Raw genomic sequence first — 18,255 nt, forward strand, 5'->3', positions numbered from 1 at the left:
CTGTTCCACGGAAGAGGGAGTCGGACGGCCGGCGGCCGGGGTTCCCGCGGATCACGAGGAAAGTGACGGAGACCCGCATGGACGAGATCACCGGGACGCCCCACTGCCCGCCGGACGCAACGGTGTTGAGGCATCGCGTCGCCGAGTTCGTACGCGGACGGGTGATGCCCTGCGAGCCCGTACTGGACGCCGGCGGTGCTGAGGCCGCCGCCGTGCTGCGCAGGCTCCAGCGCGAGGCGAAGACCGAAGGGCTGTGGGCACTCCCGCTTCCCTCGGAACTAGGCGGCCAAGGGATGCCGCTGCGGTCGTACGCCCATGTCGCCGAGGCCGAGGGAGCCAGCGACCACGGCCCGGCCGCCCTCGGCTCGGCACCCCTGCTCGACGCACTGATGCTGTGGCGGCACGGCAGCCCGGCCGTCCGTGAACGGTACGCCGAGCGCCTGGTCGCCGGAGACATACGGGCCTGCTACGCCATGACCGAGCCCGAGACGCCCGGCACCGACCCCTTCCTCACCACCACCCGCGCCGTACCCGCGGACGACGGAACCTGGCGGGTGAGCGGGCGTAAATGGTTCACCAGCGGGGCGGCCGACGCCGACCTCGTCACGGTCCTCGCCCGTACGGACGGCACACCGCCGGACCGCGGGGGACTGTCATTGCTCCTGGTACCGACAAACTCGCCGGGCTTCCGTGTGGTTCGTGAACTGCCGGTGTTCGGCGCGGGCGGGCAGTGGGAGATCGACCTGGACGGGGTCGTGGTGGGTGGCGACCACCTGATCGGCGAGCGCGGCAAGGCACTGGACATCGCGGCCGAACGGCTCCAACTCGGCCGCACACTGCGCTGCCTACGCTGGCTGGGGCAGGCGGGGCGGGCCTTCGACCTGATGCGCTCACGCGCGACGACCCGCACCCGCTCCCGCGGCCCGCTCGCAGGCCTCCAACTCGTCCAGCGCCACGTCTTCGAGTCGCTGCTGGCGCTGCGCACGACCCGCCCCCTCGTGTACGAAGCCGTGGCCCGCCTGGACGCCGGACTCGACGCGCACGTGGAGGTGGGCCTGGCCAAGGTGGCCGCCGCCCGCACTCTCCAGCAGGTGGCCGACGCGGCGATCCAGGTACACGGCGCGGCGGGCCTCGGCCCGGACACCGCCCTGCCCGCACTGTTCCGCACCGGCAGGGCGGCCCGGATCCTCGACGGCCCGGACGAACTGCACGTCACCTCGGTCGCGCGGCGGGTACTGCGAACCACCTAGGCTTCATGCGGGTCGACGAGCCCGGTGAGCGCGGCGAGTGCGTGGGCGAGGTAGAAGTCGCCCCAGATCAGCTCGTGCCGTGTCGCCGTTCCCGTGGTGAGGTCGTAGCAGCCGTCCAGGAGTCGGCCGTCGCCCGAGAGATGGGTGCGGACCAGTTCTTGCAGCACCTGGACGGCCCGTTCGCGTCGGCCGAGCTTGAGCAGAGCCACCGCGGATATGGCGGCGGCGGAGGTGTCGAGAGGACCTCCGGGGTGGGTCTCGTTCGCGGGCGGGACGGTGTGGGCCGGGATCAAGTGGCGTGTGGCATCAGCCAGATCGTCGGCGCCCAGACGGTGTACGGCGTCGGCCACGGCCAGCAGCAGCCAGGCCCGGCCCCGGCTCCAGCCGGGCGGCGGATCGTCGCACGGGACCCAGCGCGCAGGGTGCTCGTACCGCCAGGACCAGCCGAAGGAGCCCTCCCCGAGGCAGAGTTCGAGATGGCGGCGTAGATGAGCCTCGGCAGCCTGCTCGTCCACCGTTGCCAGGAGCGGGACCATGCCCGACACGCCGTCCACGCGGGCCAGGAGGCGGGGGCCGCCGAACGCCGAGCCCCACGGGACGAGACAGAGTTCGGCGTCGTACGCATCCAGGCAGGCATGGGCGGCGCGGTCCCGCAGCTCGGTGGCCTCGCGCGTGTCGGCGAGCGCGGTCCCGTTCCAGAAGATCAATCCGCGGGCGGCCGTGTCGGCGTGCACCCAGTTCGCGAGCCGACCGGTGCACTTCGCCGCCGCCTCGTGAGCGCCGTCGTCCGCTGTGTAGCGGGCGCGTAGCCACAACAGTCCCGCCCAGAAGCCGCCCGTCCACGAGCCACGTCCGGTCGTCGTCCATAGGCCGGTGCAGGGGTCGGCGAACAGCGGGAAACGGTCACCGACTTGGGCCTGGGTGGCAGCCACCCGCTCCAGGACGGAATCCAGCGCAGGAGCCACCCAGTCGGGGACGTCAGGGCGGGGCTGCGGAGCCATGCCCGCCGAGCCCTTCGCCGCACGCGCCCCGCTCATCGCCGTACGACCGAACGCCGCTCACGCACCGCCCAGGTCAGCGCCACCACGCTCGCCCCCACGAACTCTCCCGCGACCGACAGCCACCCGGTCCCGTACCGCCCTGCGCCCGCCAGCAGCCCGAACAGCGGCGGGCCGATCGCGAACCCGGCGAAGAATCCGGCCGAGACCAGCGCCGAGTCCTGTCCGGCCCGGCCGGGCGCCGCACGCTGCATCACCAGCACCATCGAGACCGCGTTGGCGGCCACCGCGAAGACGCCCACGGCCACCGCAGCGCCCCACGCCAGCGGGTGCGCGTATGCCGAGGCCGCCAGCAGCAGTGCGGCTCCCACCGCACCGGCGGCCAGTCCGCACGGCAGCCACACCGCCCGGCTCGGCTGCCCCGCCACCTTCGACCAGCCCACCCGCCCGGCGACGCCCGCGATGCCCAGCACCGCCACCAGCGCACCGGCTGCCGTCGGCCCGAGCCCGAGCCGCCGCACGCCGTACAACGCCAGATACGTGTTCACCGACGCGATGCCGCAGCCCAGCAGCAGCGAGAATGCTGCCAGCCACGCGATCGCGCCGCGCGGGACCCACGAGGCCGGCGCAGCCTTCGGCGGCGGGTCGGCGGGCAAGGCACGAGCCGCCCAGACGGCCGCCAGCACGGCTGCGCCGGCCGCCGTCCACACCGCGCCCCGCCAGCCGGCCGCCCCGGCCAGTGCCGCGAGCGGCAGCCCGGCGGCGAACGCGCCCAGCTGCACCCCGGACTGCTTCATCCCGGTCACCGGGCCACGCCGCTCCGCCGGTACGGAGGCCAGGATGGCCTTGTTCGTGGCGGGGTTCGCCAGCGCCTGCGGGAGCCCGCCCAGCGCGACCGCCGTCAGCAGGAACCCGGTGCCCGGCGCCGAGCCGATCAGCGCCAGAGCCGCCGCCGACACCAGCAGCAGCGCGACCAGGCAGCGGCGCGGACCCAGCCGGTCCACCACACGCCCGCCCGCCGGGGAGAGCACGGCCGCGGCCCCGAAGCCGACGGTCGTCGTCAGCCCCAGCACGGTCGGTGACACCTTCAGGTCGTCCACGAGCCGTGGTCCGAGCGCGCCGAGCAGGAAGAGCTGCATCATCGAGAAGGCCATGGCACACGTCAGCAGCGCCGTCATGGCACCGGTCGCCCGTGCCGGACCGCTTCCGGCCGCCGTCCCGATCTGACTCTGAGTCTGGCTCTGGTCCGCCGCCACCGGCGTTCCTCCTCCCCGCCCGGGAAATCTCCGGGCCTTCGAGAGAGGTCGGGCTCAACCGCCCAGGAGTTCCGGCCCGATGCTGTGGCCTGGATCACAAGTTCGGGGCTGAGGGGGCATAGTCCGTTTTTCGTACCCCCCGGTGACCATGGAAGCGCGGATGCGAGGATGAGGCCGCCATGACTGCTGGGTGGTGTTCTCGCACGGTACGGGCCGCGGTGTTCGCGGCCTGCTGTGTGCTGCTCACCGCCCTGGGTCACATCATGATGTCGGGAACCGCGGTGCCTTGGTGGGCCATGACCGCGGGCGCGGTGGCGACGGGCGGTTTGGCCTGGCGGCTGGCCGACCGGGAACGCGGACCGCTTCTCGTCGTCTGCGTCGCGGTGGCTACCCAGGCCGTGCTCCACTCGTCGTTCTCTCTGGCCCAGGCCGTCGCCCACCCCGCAGCGTCCGGTGGGAGGTCGCTCGCCCAGCAGTGGCTCACCTACCTCCTGTGCGGTTCGCCGTCGGGGGCGGGCTCCATGAGCGGGATGAACTCAACGGGCCACGACATGGCCGCCATGCACTCCATGCCTTCCATCGGCTCGATGGGCTCCATGGGCTCGATGGACCACATGGCTTCCGCGGCGCCTGCCAGCGCCGTCGCCCACGACATGGCGGCCATGTCCTCGACCGGCATGCTCTGCGCCCACCTGCTGGCCGCGCTGCTGTGCGCGCTGTGGCTCGCGTACGGCGAACGCGCCGCGTTCCGCATCCTGCGGGCCGTCGCCGGCTGGCTCTTCGCGCCGCTGTGTCTGCTTTTCCGGCTGCCCGTGCCGCCGCACCGGCCGCGCGTCCGGGCCCGCCGAGCGGAGTCGGACCGGGCTCCGCGCCGCCTGTTCCTCACTCACGCGATCACCTCTCGGGGGCCGCCCGCCGGGACCGCTGTCGCCTGACGACAGCCGGTTCCCCGAGGTCGTCCCCACAGCCGTCGAGCCGTCGGTTTTCCGCCTCGGGCATCGGCCGTGCGCTCCAGCGCCCGGCCGTCCACCCCATCACCGGTTCCGATCGTGCCGCCCGCTGCCCTGCGGCGCGTGCCGGCCGTACGCCGGATACCTGATTCCCGAGAAGGACAGATCCCAGGTGATCACTCCTGCCCTGCCTGCATCGCGCGAGCAATCGAGGAAGAACTCGAGAGAAGACTCGATCACGGCCTTGGCCCTCGCCGCCCGCAGTGGCGACCCCGATGCCGTCGACCTCTTCGTACGCGCCCTGCACCGGGACGTCCGCCACTACGTGACGTACCTCGGTGCCGACCCTCAGAGCGCCGACGACCTGACTCAGGACACCTTCCTGCGGGCCCTGGGCAGCCTGCACCGGTTCGAAGGCCGCTCCTCGGCCCGCACCTGGCTGCTGTCCATCGCCCGTCGGGCGGTCATCGACAGCATCCGCTACAACTCGTCCCGCCCCCGCCTGTCGGACACGGACGACTGGGAGTCGGCCGCCGAACGCGTCCAGCCGCGCCACCTGCCCGGCTTCGACGACGGCATCGCACTCACCCAGCTGCTGGACACGCTCCCCGACGACCGCCGCGAGGCATTCGTCCTCACCCAGCTGGTCGGACTTCCCTACGCGGAGGCGGCGCTGGTCAGCGACTGCCCGATCGGCACGGTCCGCTCACGGGTCGCCCGCGCCCGCGCCTCCCTGATGGCGTGGCTGGACGAAGCCGAGCATGCCGCGCCGGTGGCCGTAGCGGCATGACGGACCGGTCGCACGGCGACGGCCCGGATCACCGAGTGATCCGGGCCGTCGGCTTCCATGGCCGCCCGGCCCCGTCGGGTGCCGTGCGGGTGTCCGGGGGTGTCCCTGGCGCTGCGGAGCACGCACGACACTGGTCGCCGTGCTGTACGAGCTGCTTACCGCCGTGGGGAAGATCGTCGGCCTCGCCCCTCTCGACGAGCGCCGCAAGGCGTTTCGGCTGCGGCGGTGTTGGGGGTGACGAAGGAGGCGCACCCCTGCACATCTGGTTCTTCGCCCGGCCTGAGGGCCAGAGCCAGCTGTACGGATCATGGATGCCCGTCTGGGACGATCTGCTGCCGGAATACCCAGCAGATGTCGCAGAGGCAGACGCGGCGATCGTGGTAGACGCATTGGCCGCCTCCATCGGAGGTCGTCGCTCGGCTGCCGGCGAATCCCCGCACGACTGATCTGCCGACGGACCCAACGCTCAATCTCGACACTAACTCGCTGACGTAGGGTCATGTTCGGCGAGTCCCCTCACCGCCAAGCGGCTTGACCGACCGCGGGCGGTGATCGGCTCATCCCGTGTGGGCGAGCCACCAAGGCCCACAAGCGGTCCCAGCCCGGTCGACCGCGCACGGCCGGGCAGCAAGCACCACATCCTCGCTGACGGCCAGGGCATCCCGCTCTCAGTGTCACTGACCGGCGGCAACCGCAACGACGTCACCCAACTGCTGCTGGTGTGTCCCGATGCCTCGCGGCGAAACTCGCCGCCGATGCTTCACCCTGCCCGAGACGATCACCGGACATGATGCCGACTCCCAAGCATCGCACCACTACCGGGCAGAACGGCGGTGGTGGCGTTCATGCGGGACAGTTGAGCGGTGGACGTCCGGCTAGGGTGACCGGCATGCGTGAGATCGAAGGCGTCAGAGCCACACCCGGGGGACGTGTACGTGTCCAATTCCATGACAACGGTTTCGTCGTCAGACGCGACCGGCTCGCCGGCCGCATCGCTGAAGCGTTCCTCGGCGATACGGCCGGGTGTGTCACGGTCTTGGTGCTGCTCGCTTCAGTCGGCCTCTACAGCCTCCTGAACAAGGTCGGTGCGCCGCATGTCGTCGCCGTGGGTTGCCTCTGGGTGTTCATCGTCTCGGCCTGTTACGCGGTGCTCCTCGCGGTGCTGCGGTGGGCGGCTGAGGTGGTGGGGAACATCGTGGTCTTCGTCGTCGTCGTGGTGACCCTGCCGGGTCTGTTGTTCCCGGGTTATCGGCGGAAGGTGCTGCGCCGATGGCGTGGTGGCGGCCCGGAGTCCGAGGCGGGGTGGGTGCCTGCCACCGCCCTCGGCGGAGTGTGGCTGGGCCAGGAGGATCCGGGCACCGGCGCCGTGGTGACGCTCCAACTCGTCGACGGATCCGTCGTCGCCTACACCGCCCCGCCCGACAAGTGCCGGGAACTGCATGGCGGGTTCGACGCGCTGCTGCGCACCCACCGCCCAGCACCCATGGCGATGCCGCATCAGCAATCCGCGCCAGGAGCCGTGCCGTACCAGTCCTGGCGTCCGGGGCCGCCCCGCAGCTGACGACGATCGGCGTCGCCGCGCGTGACTGTCCCGTCCCCAACCCCACGTTTTCGAGCCGATACGACCATGTCCTTCTTCTGCAAGCGCCGTACCATCCGGCTCTCCCAGCGCCGCAGGACCGACTGCCCGTTGGGGCCGATACGTATCAGCTACAACGCCGGGCTGACCGTCATCGCGCTCGTCCAAGGGCCCGGCATGCCGCCCGTCACGGTCGTGCCCGGCCGTGACCGCGGCACCCTCAGCATCAACCAGCAGGGGATCCCCACACGGCGCGGGAACGACTGCCGCTGGGCCCTGCGCTGGTGGGGAGACGGATTTCTTGGCCGAAAACCCATCTACCAGGGACTTCACCTGCCGTCAGCCCAATTCCGCGGCCCACTCGCAGGTTGGAAATGCCGGGAAGGACTGGCCGTCGGCCAGCAGGCTGGGAAGGCCGCCCGTACGGAATCCGTGCGCCCGGCGAGCAAGCCAACGCCGCTCTGAGCCCGGCGCCTCTCATCCAAACTGGGTACACCACCCGGATCACCAGCCTCGTCCAGCCGACGGCTACCGTCCACCTGAAGTGCCACGGCGAAGCCGAGGCTGACCGCTAGGGGCTGGCCCCTCACTCCACGAGCAGGAGAACCGTATATGGCGCACAACCATTCTCTGGCCGGCGAGGGGCAACCCGGCTTCGTACCGCCAGCAACCGCTGTGAACGCGCACGTCAGGCTGGTCGCACTGCGGACACGTCCCGGCCGGCGCGCAGGCGGCGGCGTCGACTGTCAAGGCCCCCTTCAACCACCGTCAGCCGCCGCAGAAGCGAAACAGGCAGCGGCGACCTCAAGTGCCGTACTCAGCGAGGACTCCTCACGCCAGAAATCGCCCGGGTACATGGTCACTCGATAGCGGCCTTCCTCCAGCGGCCAGATCTTCACCAGGCCCGATTCCAAGTCGAATGGCGTTCGGCACAGCGTCAGACTCCTGTGGCTGATGTCGGGCCAGACTCTCCGCAGTTGAGGGTGCGCGTGGGCCGCCATGAGGAATGGTCGATCACGCAGATGCCACTCGCTGGAAAGCAGCTCACGCCACTTTGCAGGAGCAGGGTCACCATCCTCGAACGCTTGCGCCAGCTCGCTCCAGCTCATGAAGGGAAAACGGTCGCGCAGCTCCCGCAGGCTGCCGCCCTGGTGCCACAGATTCGCGACACCCACCGCAGCGACAAGGTCGTTCGTCCACCCCTCCGAGGACGCGAAGCCACGGTGGCGGAGGATCCGTATGCAGAAGGAATCCTCCGCGCAAGGAGTAACAACGACCGTTCCCCGATCGGTGCTCACCTCGGCGCCGGCGTCCCACCCCGAGCGAGTCCGCACCTCGCCCAAGTCGAAACCCTGAGCCAGTGCGATGTGCTCGATGCGCCGCACCAGATCCGCGGGCGACGCTGGATCGGGATCGGTCGCAACCCCCATCTCCGCCTCTTGGCCAGCTGTTGCCATGTCCGCCCCCGTGATGGAGATGTCCCTCGCCTGGACACGATATGCCGCTCGGCATCGGCATCGCCCGGGCCCCCTGTCGCGCCTACTCATCACGGAAGGCCGGCCAGAAGCAGATCGGCTGCCCAGTCACCACTCGAAGGCCTTCCAGATCAACAGCTTCCGAAGTACAAGAACTTCGGCTGCAGCTCGCGCAGGGTCCTGGACAGTATTCGAGTCTCGCGACCGGCTCGCGGGTATCCGAGGACCGCCCGGACCACGCCTGCGGCGACAAAGCGCACACTTCCTGCCGAAACCGTCGTTATCTGAGGCGACGGCAGATCCGGCACACGAACCCCTGGCGCCGGGACCAGCGAGCCAACCACCAACGCGGCGGCCAGCGGCGTCGCGGTGTACACCACGTCCCCCACCGTCAGCGGTACCACCGGCTGGTTCGTAGCGGGCGGTACGAGTGTGGCCTCCCCGCTGGTCGCCAGCATGTACGCCCTCGCCGGCGACCCCGCCCCGGGTACCTTCCCCAACTCCTACCCCTACGCCCACCCGCAGAACTTCTTCGACGTCACCGTCGGCATGGCCGGTTCCTTCTCCGCACTCCCCGGCTACGACGCCCCCACCGGCATCGGCACCCCTGACGGCGTCGCCGGACTGCGCGACCCGTGGGGCGGCGGGTACGGCGCCGCCTGAGCGAGGCACGGAACCAGGAAAGAAAGCCACACCAGGGGTGACCAGCGCTCTCGTCACCCGCTCACCGGTCACTGTTGAGTCGGGCAGCAGGTCACCGACCCGAGGCCTGCGACCGTCTTGACCCGCTGCTGCCGCAACGCGAGCGGCGTTCCGGTCAGCCCGGCCGCAAGCCCTTGGCGGACCGGGACCGGCAGCCGTGGCTGACGCTGCAGGAAGTCGTATCGTCCTGCGGTGGCGATCGTCGCCGCGGCGGTCGGTCTCTGCTCAGAGACGACCGCGACTCCGGTGGATCCTGGTGGTTGGTCCGCAGAACGACCAACAGCGCACCGGAGTCGCGGCGCCGGAAGATCCCGGGGCTGTGGCGGGCGGTCAGGGGCGGCCGTAAGCGCTCGCCAAGCGACAGCCGACGAACACCCCCGGCCGTTCCTGAGACATCAAGCAGCCATTCCGCTTCCGCGCAAGGCCCTTGACCCGGATACGGCAGACCCCGGCTTCCTCGGCGGTCTACTGTACGGACACGCCGCGCGGCCCACCGCGGTCACATGAGGAGGTAATCCTGTGTCATCGCCCTGCGACCCGAAGCACGCTCCCGCCGGCGATGTGAGCGCAGCGCTCATGATGATCGACTCCCGGCTCAAAGCCGTCCACGACGGCGACATCGAGCCCGACCCCGGCCAACAGGCGCTGACCGACCAGTTCGCCGCATCCTTGGGCCCCAGCGGAATCGATGACCTGCTGGACGGCACCTGCACCCTCATCTTCATGTACATGCAGTGGTTGCGCACGGCTTACGAGCACCACGACGAGGACGTCATCGCGTGCGTGGTGCCCAACCTCGTGGCCTCGATGCGGATGATGCCCACCAGCATCCGCCCCGAGACCATCCCCACCATGGCCGGCCTGCTCGTCGCCGCGGGCACCGACCTGAGCCCCAACCTCTGGCGCAAACAGTACGGATACTGGACCAAAGACGAGATGACACCGCTGGAAGCCACCGCCTTCCTGCTCGCGGAGCACATCAACCGCCTCACCGACGACCCCCACTTCGCCACCCGCATCATCGCCGAAGCCCTCTCCACGACAGACGACAGCTGATCCGCCGCCCGACCGAGAGTTCACCTCCCCTGCGGCACGTGCCGATCAGAGCCTGATCGACACGTGCCAGCCGAGCTGCCGGTGGAGTACGCATAGCCGCAATGCCTTGCCGCCCGCGTCGGCGAGGCTCGGCCGCGGGTGGTGCATGTGCCGGTCCAGCACTGCGGCAGGACTTGGAAAAGCGGGAAGGCAGCCCTCCCACCAGCAGGCGCGAGTGCGCCACATTCGGCCTCATCTCGCACCCTGCGCCGGTGTCCAGCGCACCGCAGCAGGTCACGTCGTGCATGCTCTGGTACATGGCCCCGATCCACCGCCGACCCGACACGCTGACCGTCGGGGTCCTTCTGGCAGCGGTCGGCGGCTTTCTGGACGCTTACACATTCGTCCGGCACCAGGTGTTCGCCAACCTGCAATCGGGTAACGTCCTGCTCTTCTGCGTGGAAGCCACGGCCCGGCACTGGCACAGAGCCCTCCTGTTGCTGGCCCCGATCGCGGCCTTCAGCGTCGGCGTCCTTGTGGTGCAAGTACTCGGCCTGCCCCGTGTGCAACGGCTCGTGCACCGGCCGCTGCGACTGATGCTGACGCTTCAGATCGCCTTGCTGTCAGCGCTCGCGACCCTGCCCGCCGGCATGCCGGAGCAGATGACGACGGTGACGGTGTCCTTCGTCGCAGCGCTGCAGTTCTCGACGTTCACCACGCTGCGCGACAGCCCGTACACCACCCTCGCGGAGAGCGGGAACCTGCACAAGGCGATCGTCGCCGCCCACCAGTGGTGCATGGGCAAAGAACCGGCTGCCGCACGCCGGGCGGGACGGTACACCGCCGTAGTCGCCGCCTTCGTGGCAGGCGCGGTGACCGGCGCCCTCCTCACCCGCGTAGCCGGGACACCCGCCATCGCCACGGCGGCCGGCCTGCTCGCCGCCGTGCTCGTCACGCTGATCCGGCAGACGCGCCAGCTGGAACGCGGGACGACCGACACACGACCGCCGACGCCCCCGCCTGCGGCCACCCGCTGAACTCCACACCCCACCCGATTCGGTCCTTGTGCGGTCCAGTGGAGCCGAGCAGCGCGGCGACCCGCTCCTCCTCCTGTGGGAACGGGCCGTTGTCGATCGGCCGTGACCGGGGCGGCACGGGCAGTGGGGTGACCAGCTGTGAGGCCGGCCGCAATTCGTTTGACCTGGCCAGGGGTCAACGCTGCACTGTTGCGGGCACCATGATCCTGGTGCCCGCGTCCCGGGACGCAGTGGCAGCGATGGAGATCCGTCCTACGACCGACAAGGATCTCGACGTCTTCGTCGACACACTCCATGCCGCGTTCGGGCTCTTCCCGGAAACCCCGGCCGAGGGGGGCGGCGAGGCCTGGTGGTCGGCGCTCGAAATGGACCGCAACCTGCTCGCCAGGACTGCGGACGGGCGACCTGTCGGAACCGCCGGCGCGTATTCCTTCGGGCTCACGCTGCCCGGTGAGAACACCTCGTCCCGGTCTCCGGGGTGAGCTTCGTCGGCGTGCTGCCCTCACACCGACGCCAGGGCATGCTCAGCGCGATGATGCGGTATCAGCTCGCCGAGCTGCGGGCCCGGGGGGAGTTCCTCTCCGTCCTGTTGGCCTCCGAGGCCCCGATCTGACAGGGCGACCGGCCACCCACCCGGCGGGACCCACCGCCAAGGCGTGCGGCTCCCGCCGCGACCGCCGCCACCCGGGGCGCAAGCAGATCCGGCACCCCATCCCCCTCGCGCACCGGGCAGCGCCTAAAGCTGCCCCTGCCGCACGGTCTGAAGGTGCTGGGCGGCCTCGGCGGCGGTGTAGGAGGAGGCGAAGGTGAACGCACTCGGGGACGGCCCATTGGCCCGCAGGTCCGCCAGCCGTTCCAGGGCCTCGTCGACGGTGGGGAGGTGGCCTGCGGGAATCCACCAGAGCACCAGGTGTGCCTCGACATGCCGTTCGAACCATTCGCGGCGCCGCCGCATCACCTCCAGGTGCCCGCTGCGGTAGCTGAAGTCCCACAGCGCCTCCGGGGTTTCCCACACCGTCAGGTTGACGATGACGTCCTCGCCCGCCGGGCGCAGGGCGGTGGCGTCGGCCGCACCGTCCTCCACCAGCCGCCACACGAAGCCGGGCGCGGCGTCGGCGGCGGCGTTGACCGGGTCGAGCATCTCGACGAACGGTTCCATGCGCGGGTCGTCGAGGGGCTGCAGCAGTGTGGCGACGTTGAGCTGGGCGAGGTGGGCGGCACGCACGGATGCAGTCATGGTCACATCCCAGCACGGGCGACTTTCTATGTCAACGAATATTGTTTTTAGAACTCTCGACCACCACGCAGCACTCCCCCGGCCGGGCGTCCATGCGGGCGCGCACGGGACCGTCCGTGCCGAACAACCCCTCCAGCAGCGCGAGATTCATGCCGCAGACGAGGGGCGGGAAGCGTTCGGCGACGGCATGGAAGGGGCAGTTGCGCATCCGCACGACCGGGGTGGCTTCTCCGGTCGCCCCCTTGGCGCCTTCGGCGTCCTGGATACCCGCGGCGCCTTCCAGGTGCGGTTCGTAGCCGCGGGCGGCCAGCATCGCCATGGCCTCTTCGAGGCCACCGCAGGGCGCCGCCGAGCCGCGCAGGGCCTCGCCCCGGCGGCGCGCGGCCGCGCAGAGCCCGGCGTCGAGCCCGGCCTGCTCGGCGGCCTCGGCGAGCAGTTCGGCGGCGGTGCGGTAGTCGCGGGCGGGCAATGACACCGCCCGTTCACCCCGCGCCCGCGTGTACACCTTGGCGGGACGGCCCGCTCCCGGCCCCGAGCGACCCGTCAGACGGCGGCTGCCGCTCTCCAGCAGCCCGGCCTCGGTCAGCCTGTCCAGGTGGTGCGCGGCGAGCGTGCGCGCCACCCCGGCCGCTTCGGCGGCCTCGTTGCGGCCGACCTCACGACCCTGGCTCACCACGTACTCGTACAGACGGCGCCGGACCGGATCCTGCAACGCCGCGATCGCGTCGATGTCCTTCACCCGGCCATTCTAGAAACAACTCAGGTTCTAGATAGAAGGGCACCAGCCACAACATCAGCCCACCACGCCAACGCACAGGGCCCTGACCAGCGGCGATAGAGGACCTCGGCTGGAGTGCCAGGGCCTGTCGGGCGTTGCGATCACGTGGTGGGGAAAAGGCCTGGCCGAGATCATGATCAAGCTGGTAGCTTTCAGTCCACCGTGACACCACCGAGGAGGTGAGACCCATGACCGCTGTATCGACGTGGGTGCTCCCCGTTCCCGTCACGGCCGGCGACTGATGTAGGTGTCGCCGGGAGCGCCTCCACCACAAGGCACTCCCGAAAGGCACCACCATGAACTCTCTGCACTTCACCGCCGAGTCCTCGTCGAACGGCATCCTCGAACGCGACTTCACCGTGGGCGACGTCCCCGGCGTCCTCTGGTCGCCGGCCTCCGATGCGCCCGATCGCGCGCCTCTGGTCCTGATGGCGCACGGCGGCGGCAACCACAAGAAGCACCCCGCGATGGCCGGCCGGGCCCGCCTCCTCGTGACCGGCTGCGGCTTCCACGTCGCCGTCATCGACGCGCCCGGTCACGGCGACCGGCCGCGCACGGCACACGACGAGGCGGAAATCGCCGAGCTGTTCCGGGCCAGGGCGGCGGGCGAGCCGGAAGGCCCGATCGTCGTTCGCTACAACGCCCACTTGGCGGAGCTCGCCGTCCCCGAGTACCTGGCGACCCTGGACGCCCTCCAGGAGCTTCCGGAGATCGGTACCGAGGGGCCGGTCGGCTTCTGGGGCATCAACATGGGCACCGCGATCGGCATACCGCTGGTGGCGATCGAACCCCGGATCACGGCCGCGGTCTTCGGTCAGCACTGGCCCGACGTCCTGGCCGAGAAGGCGAAGCAGATCACCATCCCGATCGAGTTCGACATGCAGTGGGACGACGAGCACATCTCTCGCGAGGAAGGGCTCGCGCTGTTCGACGCGTTCGCCTCGGAGGAGAAGTCGCTGCATGTGAACTCGGGCAAGCACAAGGAGCTGCCCCGGTTCGAGGCCGACAGCGCGGTCCGGTTCTTCGCCCGGCACCTCGGCCGAGCGGTCACCGTCTCGGCCTGACGTGCGCGGGTGCGGCGTCCGGCTCGCCACCCGGACGCCGCACCAACGGTCCCTCACGTCGAGTTCGATGGTGCGTGCGGTCGGGTGGTACAGGCTCTGCTCGGAGACCAGGCCCATGAAGTTGCGGGAGGCGGCGGCGCTCTGCGCGGTCGCGATCTGCCCGCCGGCGAAGTTGCTGCTGCGTCCCAGGTGTGCGGGCCAGGTGTCAGTCCGTGGCCGGGGCGGCGGCGTAGTCCTCGTCGGTGACAGGGGTCAGCCAGTGGACGCGTCGTGGTCGGCGTCGCTCTCGTTACCGGCTCACGGGATCGCGCGGGTGCCGGCGTGTTCCGCAGGAGCCACGGTGTGGGTCAGGGCTTGAGGAGCGTCTTGACGGCGCGGCGTTCGTCCATGGCCTGGTAGCCCTCGGCGACCTGTGCCAGGGGCAGGGTGAGGTCGAAGACCTTGCCGGGATCGATGCGGCCGGTCAGGACACGATCGATCAGGTCGGGCAGGTAGCGGCGTACGGGTGCGGGGCCGCCGCGCAGGCCGACGTGCGAGAAGAACAGCTCCTTTCCGTCGATCGCCACCTCGTGGGGGACGCCGACGAAGCCGACGTTGCCGCCGGGACGCGCGGAGTGCAGGGCCTGCTGCATGGCCTGGGCGGTGCCGACGCACTCCAGGACCGAGTCGGCGCCGATACCGCCGGTCATCTCCTTGATCCGTGCGACGCCGTCCTCACCGCGCTCGGTGACGATGTCGGTGGCGCCGAACTCCAGGGCGAGCCGCTGGCGGGACTCATGACGGCTCATGGCGATGATCCGCTCCGCGCCCCTCTCCTTCGCGGCGATCACCGCGCACAACCCGACCGCGCCGTCGCCGACCACCACGGCGGTGGATCCGGGCTTGACCTCGGCGGCTTCGGCGGCGTACCAGCCGGTGCCCATGACATCGGAAACGGCCAGCAGTCCGGGCCAGGACTCCTCCGCCGGGTGCTCATCGGTGGCGACCAGGGTGCCCTGGGCGTTGGGGATACGCACGTACTCGGCCTGGCAGGTGCTCATGAACTCACGGTTCAGGCAGCTGGACTGCCAGCCGTTGCGGCAGTTGGCGCAGGTGTTGTCCGAGGTCGCGAACGAGCCGACGACGAACTGGCCGGGCCTGACCGCGGTGACCTCGGCTCCGACCTCCTCGACGAAGCCGACGTACTCGTGACCCATGGGGTGCGCCGCCTCGGTCGCGTCCAGACCGCGCCAGGGCCACAGGTCGGAGCCGCACACACAGGTGACGGCCGTACGAATGATCGCATCCGTCGGCTTCAGGATCTTCGGGTCGTCCAGGGTCTCGAAGCGCACATCGCCGGGGGCGTGGATCACTGCTCCGCGCATGGGGTAAATCCTCACGTTCGTTGAAGGGGCGGGACCTGGGTCGGCCTGCGGGCCGCCGTGGCCGTGTGCGGGTACGAATCGGGGGGCACGCAAGGGCGCCGTTGCTCTTCGCGCGCTGCCCGGCCGGGTACCCCGCTGGGCGTCGGCCCCGCTCGGGGATTGCCTCTGCTCCAGGTAACCGCTGGTCCAGGCGTTGAGCGAGTCACCAGCGAAACGTGTACCGCCAGTACATCCCTCGCCCGGCGGGCAGGACGTACGGTCGGGGGCATGGACAACCGTGAGGAGGTCCGCGAGTTCCTCACCTCGCGGCGAGCGAAGATCACCCCGGAGCAGGTCGGTCTGCCTGCGGGGTCCCGGCGGCGTGTGCCCGGGCTGCGCAGGAGCGAGGTCGCCGCGCTGGCCGACATGAGTGTCGAGTACTACGCGAAACTGGAACGGGGCAACCTGGCCGGTGCCTCCCCTGCCGTCCTCGAAGCGGTCGCCCGCGCGCTTCAGCTGGACGACGCCGAACGTGCCCACCTGCTGCACCTGGCGCAGGCGGCCGACGGCTCCGACGTCCTCACCCGCCCCCGCCGCCGCGCCGGCAACCGGCAGTGGACGCCGCACCGCAGCCTGCAGTGGACCTTGGACGCGATCACGGCCGGGCCCGCGGTCGTGTCCAACGGCCGCATGGACATCCTGGCCGCCAACCCGCTCGCCCGCGCCTTCTACACCGACCTGTTCGCCGACGCGCACAACCAGCAGAACCTGGCCCGCTTCCAGTTCCTCGACCCGGCCACACGCCGGTTCTACCCCGACTGGGAGCTGTTCGCCGACATGGCCGTGGCCGTGCTGCGCCGCGAAGCCGGCCGCGACCCCCACGACAAGGACCTGCACGACCTCATCGGAGAGCTGTCCACGCGCAGCAGGGAATTCCGCACCCGCTGGGGCGCCCACAACGTCCGCCGCCACGGCACAGGGACCAAGCGGTTCCGCCACCCGGCGGTCGGCGACCTCACCCTCGCCTACGAGTCCCTGGACCTGGCCGCTGAACCCGGACTCAGCATGACCATCTACACCGCCGAACCCGGCTCCCCCTCGGAAGAGGGACTACGCCTGCTCGCCTCACTGGCCGCCACCGAGAACGTGGGCCCGGCAGTACAGCACCCGACCTCCTGAAACCGCCCGCACGCCGGCCTGGCGGCCGACGCGGAAAAGGGCGCAGGGGGAATATCGAAGCCCACCGGTACTGAGGCTGAATCCCTTACGCGTAGCAGCCGTTGACGGTCGCCGCGAGGTCGTCCATGGCGTCTTGGACGGCGCTCGGGTCGGCCGTGGCTCCGTTTTCGACGAAGGAGAACACCTTCCACTTGCCGTCCTTGCCCCGCGTCAGACCGCTCAGCGCGATGGCGCCGGTGAGGGTGCCGGTCTTCGCGTGCACCTTGCCCACCGCGCACATGGAGTGGGCGTCGTCGAAGCGGCCGTACTCCGGGCCGAGCGTGCTGCCGGCCTCACCGGAGACGGGCAGGCCGCCGAGGACGGAGCCGAGGGTGTGCGTGTGGCGGGGCTGCGTCAGCAGTTCGAGGATCTGGGCGAGGGTGGCGGCCGGGATGCGGTCGGCCCGGGACAGACCGCTGCCGTCGTAGAGCTCGAACTTGTCCAGCGAGACGCCGTACACCCGGCTCAGCACCTGGCGCACGACCTGGGTGCCGCCCTCGAAGGTGGCCGGGCGGCCGGCGCCCAGGGCCGTCATCCGCAGCAGGGTCTCGGCGACGTCGTTGTCGCTGTGCTTGAGCATCGTGTGGACGATGCCCGACAGCGGGGCTGACCTGTGCCGGGCCACGGGAACGTCCGTCGGGCGTGCGGTGGCGCGGGTGACGTCGCCGGTGACCGTGACGCCGCCCGCGGCCAGCTGCTTGGCGAAGGCCCGCCCGGCGTCGAGGGAGGTGTCCTGGACGCCGCGCCCGTCGACGACCAGCGCGCGGACCGGGGCCACGGTGTCGGGGTAGTAGCCGTCGTTCCAGCCCTTGGCCAGGGTCGGCTCCGGGAACAGGCTGTCGTCCACGGCGACCTTCACGGTGGTACGGCCCGCGGCCTTGAGTCCGGCGATCGCGGTCTTCGCCAACTCCGCGAGGTCGGCGGTGGTCAGGGTGCGGTCGCCGCCCCCGACGAGGGTCAGGGTGCCGTGGCCGTAGACGACTCTCGTCGTGAACCGGTGCTGCGGACCGAGCACGGTCAGGGCGGCGGTCGACGTGGCGAGCTTGGCGCTGGACGCCGGCATCAGCGCGGTGGAGGCGTGGTAGCCCCAGACGAGGGTGTTCGAGTCCGCGTTGAGGACCACGCCGCTCACGTTCGAGCCCAGCCGCCGATCGCGTACCCGGGTCTTCAGGTTCTTGGCCATCTGCCGGTCGCTGGTGTCCAGGCCGTGAGCCTCGGCCGTCGCGCCGGCACCCTTTTGCGCGGCGAAGGCGGACGGACTCGCCAGAGCGGCGTACGCCACGGGCACGGCCATGGCGAGGACGAGGGCCCGGCGCAGGCCGGTTCCCGTGCCATTCTCTCTGAGCTTGCGGTGCCGGCGCCGGCCACCCGGAAGGAAGGTGAGCTCGGGCGTCTTGGCGGTCAGTTCAGTCATCGGGGTTCGAAACCCTCTCAGGAGTGGGGGCCTTGGGTGAGGGAAGGATCGAAGGCGCTGCCTCAGCGACCCGCCGATGGTGAGGTGCCGGGCGCCGGTCGAGTTGAGGCAGAGGATGTCCTGGGTGCC

At 70.6% G+C, this 18,255-nt stretch carries 17 protein-coding genes and 4 pseudogenes; 14 read left to right on the forward strand and 7 right to left on the reverse strand.

The genetic code is table 11. The features are described from left to right. Positions 1-77 precede the first annotated feature (77 nt). Positions 78-1,250: an acyl-CoA dehydrogenase family protein gene (locus IO33_RS0139105; RefSeq protein ID WP_037687118.1), complete on the forward strand. Its 1,173-nt coding sequence runs from the start codon at positions 78-80 to the stop codon at positions 1,248-1,250. Here the strand turns inward: IO33_RS0139105 and IO33_RS0139110 are convergent. Both IO33_RS0139110 and IO33_RS0139115 read right to left on the reverse strand, forming a co-directional pair. Beyond that, positions 1,247-2,287, reverse strand: a complete 1,041-nt coding sequence (locus IO33_RS0139110; protein WP_245236015.1) for a sugar ABC transporter permease — start codon at positions 2,285-2,287, stop codon at positions 1,247-1,249. The genes IO33_RS0139105 and IO33_RS0139110 overlap by 4 nt on opposite strands. Further along, the gene (locus IO33_RS0139115; protein ID WP_051927240.1) at positions 2,284-3,426 is read right to left on the reverse strand and encodes an MFS transporter; all 1,143 of its coding nucleotides are present in this window, start codon (positions 3,424-3,426) and stop codon (positions 2,284-2,286) included. Before IO33_RS0139115 ends, IO33_RS0139110 begins: the two co-directional genes overlap by 4 nt. A 257-nt stretch (positions 3,427-3,683) precedes the next feature. Here IO33_RS0139115 and IO33_RS0139120 point away from each other — a divergent pair, with 257 nt between their 5' ends. From IO33_RS0139120 to IO33_RS50785, 5 genes and pseudogenes are all read left to right on the forward strand, one after another. Beyond that, complete coding sequence (locus tag IO33_RS0139120; RefSeq protein WP_078964091.1) at positions 3,684-4,439, forward strand: hypothetical protein; 756 nt, start codon at positions 3,684-3,686, stop codon at positions 4,437-4,439. A 187-nt stretch (positions 4,440-4,626) separates the two neighbouring features. Beyond that, positions 4,627-5,244 (forward strand): sigma-70 family RNA polymerase sigma factor, encoded by a 618-nt coding sequence (locus IO33_RS0139125; protein WP_031173879.1) that lies wholly within the window; start codon positions 4,627-4,629, stop codon positions 5,242-5,244. A gap of 521 nt (positions 5,245-5,765) precedes the next feature. Further along, a pseudogene (locus IO33_RS54300) lies at positions 5,766-5,960 on the forward strand (transposase); the annotation flags it as partial. 173 nt (positions 5,961-6,133) lie between these two features. After that, positions 6,134-6,805, forward strand: coding sequence for a hypothetical protein (locus IO33_RS0139135; RefSeq protein ID WP_157858008.1), 672 nt, complete (start codon positions 6,134-6,136; stop codon positions 6,803-6,805). 66 nt (positions 6,806-6,871) lie between these two features. Beyond that, positions 6,872-7,288, forward strand: a complete 417-nt coding sequence (locus IO33_RS50785; protein WP_157858009.1) for a hypothetical protein — start codon at positions 6,872-6,874, stop codon at positions 7,286-7,288. A 293-nt stretch (positions 7,289-7,581) separates the two neighbouring features. Here IO33_RS50785 and IO33_RS0139140 read toward each other — a convergent pair whose 3' ends face one another. Continuing rightward, positions 7,582-8,280 carry a DUF6193 family natural product biosynthesis protein gene (locus IO33_RS0139140; protein ID WP_167349506.1) on the reverse strand — a complete coding sequence of 233 codons (699 nt, stop codon included), beginning with the start codon at positions 8,278-8,280 and terminating at the stop codon, positions 7,582-7,584. 195 nt (positions 8,281-8,475) lie between these two features. Between IO33_RS0139140 and IO33_RS53085 the strand changes: the two are divergent. The 6 genes and pseudogenes from IO33_RS53085 to IO33_RS44975 all read left to right on the forward strand — a co-directional run. Beyond that, positions 8,476-8,675, forward strand: a pseudogene (locus IO33_RS53085) (IS5/IS1182 family transposase); the annotation flags it as partial. After that, entirely contained in the window at positions 8,668-8,961 is a 294-nt protein-coding gene (locus IO33_RS0139145) for a hypothetical protein (RefSeq protein ID WP_031173882.1), read from the forward strand. The pseudogene IO33_RS53085 and the gene IO33_RS0139145, both read left to right, overlap by 8 nt. A gap of 101 nt (positions 8,962-9,062) precedes the next feature. Further along, a pseudogene (locus IO33_RS54305) lies at positions 9,063-9,149 on the forward strand (IS5/IS1182 family transposase); the annotation flags it as partial. A 370-nt stretch (positions 9,150-9,519) separates the two neighbouring features. Further along, complete coding sequence (locus tag IO33_RS0139150; RefSeq protein ID WP_031173883.1) at positions 9,520-10,056, forward strand: hypothetical protein; 537 nt, start codon at positions 9,520-9,522, stop codon at positions 10,054-10,056. A 173-nt stretch (positions 10,057-10,229) separates the two neighbouring features. Further along, a complete protein-coding gene (locus tag IO33_RS0139155) occupies positions 10,230-11,072 on the forward strand; it encodes a YoaK family protein (RefSeq protein ID WP_157858010.1) in 843 nt (280 codons plus the stop codon). A gap of 239 nt (positions 11,073-11,311) precedes the next feature. After that, positions 11,312-11,682, forward strand: a pseudogene (locus IO33_RS44975) (GNAT family N-acetyltransferase); the annotation flags it as partial. Between the two features lie 126 nt (positions 11,683-11,808). Here IO33_RS44975 and IO33_RS0139165 read toward each other — a convergent pair. Beyond that, a complete protein-coding gene (locus IO33_RS0139165; protein WP_037687120.1) occupies positions 11,809-12,309 on the reverse strand; it encodes a DUF3291 domain-containing protein in 501 nt (166 codons plus the stop codon). Between the two features lie 31 nt (positions 12,310-12,340). Beyond that, entirely contained in the window at positions 12,341-13,048 is a 708-nt protein-coding gene (locus tag IO33_RS0139170) for a helix-turn-helix transcriptional regulator (protein WP_031173886.1), read from the reverse strand. A 335-nt stretch (positions 13,049-13,383) separates the two neighbouring features. Between IO33_RS0139170 and IO33_RS0139175 the strand changes: the two genes are divergently transcribed. Beyond that, positions 13,384-14,151 carry an alpha/beta hydrolase family protein gene (locus IO33_RS0139175; RefSeq protein WP_031173887.1) on the forward strand — a complete coding sequence of 256 codons (768 nt, stop codon included), beginning with the start codon at positions 13,384-13,386 and terminating at the stop codon, positions 14,149-14,151. Between the two features lie 347 nt (positions 14,152-14,498). Here the strand turns inward: IO33_RS0139175 and IO33_RS0139180 are convergent, their stop codons facing one another. Next, entirely contained in the window at positions 14,499-15,515 is a 1,017-nt protein-coding gene (locus tag IO33_RS0139180) for a zinc-dependent alcohol dehydrogenase family protein (protein ID WP_031173888.1), read from the reverse strand. Between the two features lie 267 nt (positions 15,516-15,782). Here IO33_RS0139180 and IO33_RS0139185 point away from each other — a divergent pair, with 267 nt between their 5' ends. Continuing rightward, entirely contained in the window at positions 15,783-16,673 is an 891-nt protein-coding gene (locus IO33_RS0139185) for a helix-turn-helix transcriptional regulator (RefSeq protein WP_031173889.1), read from the forward strand. Between the two features lie 85 nt (positions 16,674-16,758). Here IO33_RS0139185 and dacB read toward each other — a convergent pair whose 3' ends face one another. Beyond that, on the reverse strand, positions 16,759-18,126 hold the full coding sequence (gene dacB, locus IO33_RS0139190) for a D-alanyl-D-alanine carboxypeptidase/D-alanyl-D-alanine endopeptidase (RefSeq protein ID WP_031173890.1): 1,368 nt from the start codon (positions 18,124-18,126) through the stop codon (positions 16,759-16,761). Between the last annotated feature and the right edge of the window lie 129 nt (positions 18,127-18,255).

Origin of the sequence: Streptomyces durhamensis (assembly GCF_000725475.1) — a bacterium.
In the GTDB taxonomy this organism is placed as follows: domain Bacteria; phylum Actinomycetota; class Actinomycetes; order Streptomycetales; family Streptomycetaceae; genus Streptomyces; species Streptomyces filipinensis.

Coding starts and splice junctions, on each gene's coding strand:
- IO33_RS0139185 (WP_031173889.1), top strand. CDS start 15,783: ATGGACAACCGTGAGGAGGTCCGCGAGTTCCTCACCTCGCGGCGAGCG.
- IO33_RS50785 (WP_157858009.1), top strand. CDS start 6,872: ATGTCCTTCTTCTGCAAGCGCCGTACCATCCGGCTCTCCCAGCGCCGC.
- IO33_RS0139140 (WP_167349506.1), bottom strand. CDS start 8,280: ATGGCAACAGCTGGCCAAGAGGCGGAGATGGGGGTTGCGACCGATCCC.
- IO33_RS0139165 (WP_037687120.1), bottom strand. CDS start 12,309: ATGACTGCATCCGTGCGTGCCGCCCACCTCGCCCAGCTCAACGTCGCC.
- IO33_RS0139110 (WP_245236015.1), bottom strand. CDS start 2,287: ATGAGCGGGGCGCGTGCGGCGAAGGGCTCGGCGGGCATGGCTCCGCAG.
- IO33_RS0139135 (WP_157858008.1), top strand. CDS start 6,134: ATGCGTGAGATCGAAGGCGTCAGAGCCACACCCGGGGGACGTGTACGT.
- IO33_RS0139175 (WP_031173887.1), top strand. CDS start 13,384: ATGAACTCTCTGCACTTCACCGCCGAGTCCTCGTCGAACGGCATCCTC.
- IO33_RS0139120 (WP_078964091.1), top strand. CDS start 3,684: ATGACTGCTGGGTGGTGTTCTCGCACGGTACGGGCCGCGGTGTTCGCG.
- IO33_RS0139180 (WP_031173888.1), bottom strand. CDS start 15,515: ATGCGCGGAGCAGTGATCCACGCCCCCGGCGATGTGCGCTTCGAGACC.
- IO33_RS0139105 (WP_037687118.1), top strand. CDS start 78: ATGGACGAGATCACCGGGACGCCCCACTGCCCGCCGGACGCAACGGTG.
- IO33_RS0139115 (WP_051927240.1), bottom strand. CDS start 3,426: ATGACGGCGCTGCTGACGTGTGCCATGGCCTTCTCGATGATGCAGCTC.
- dacB (WP_031173890.1), bottom strand. CDS start 18,126: ATGACTGAACTGACCGCCAAGACGCCCGAGCTCACCTTCCTTCCGGGT.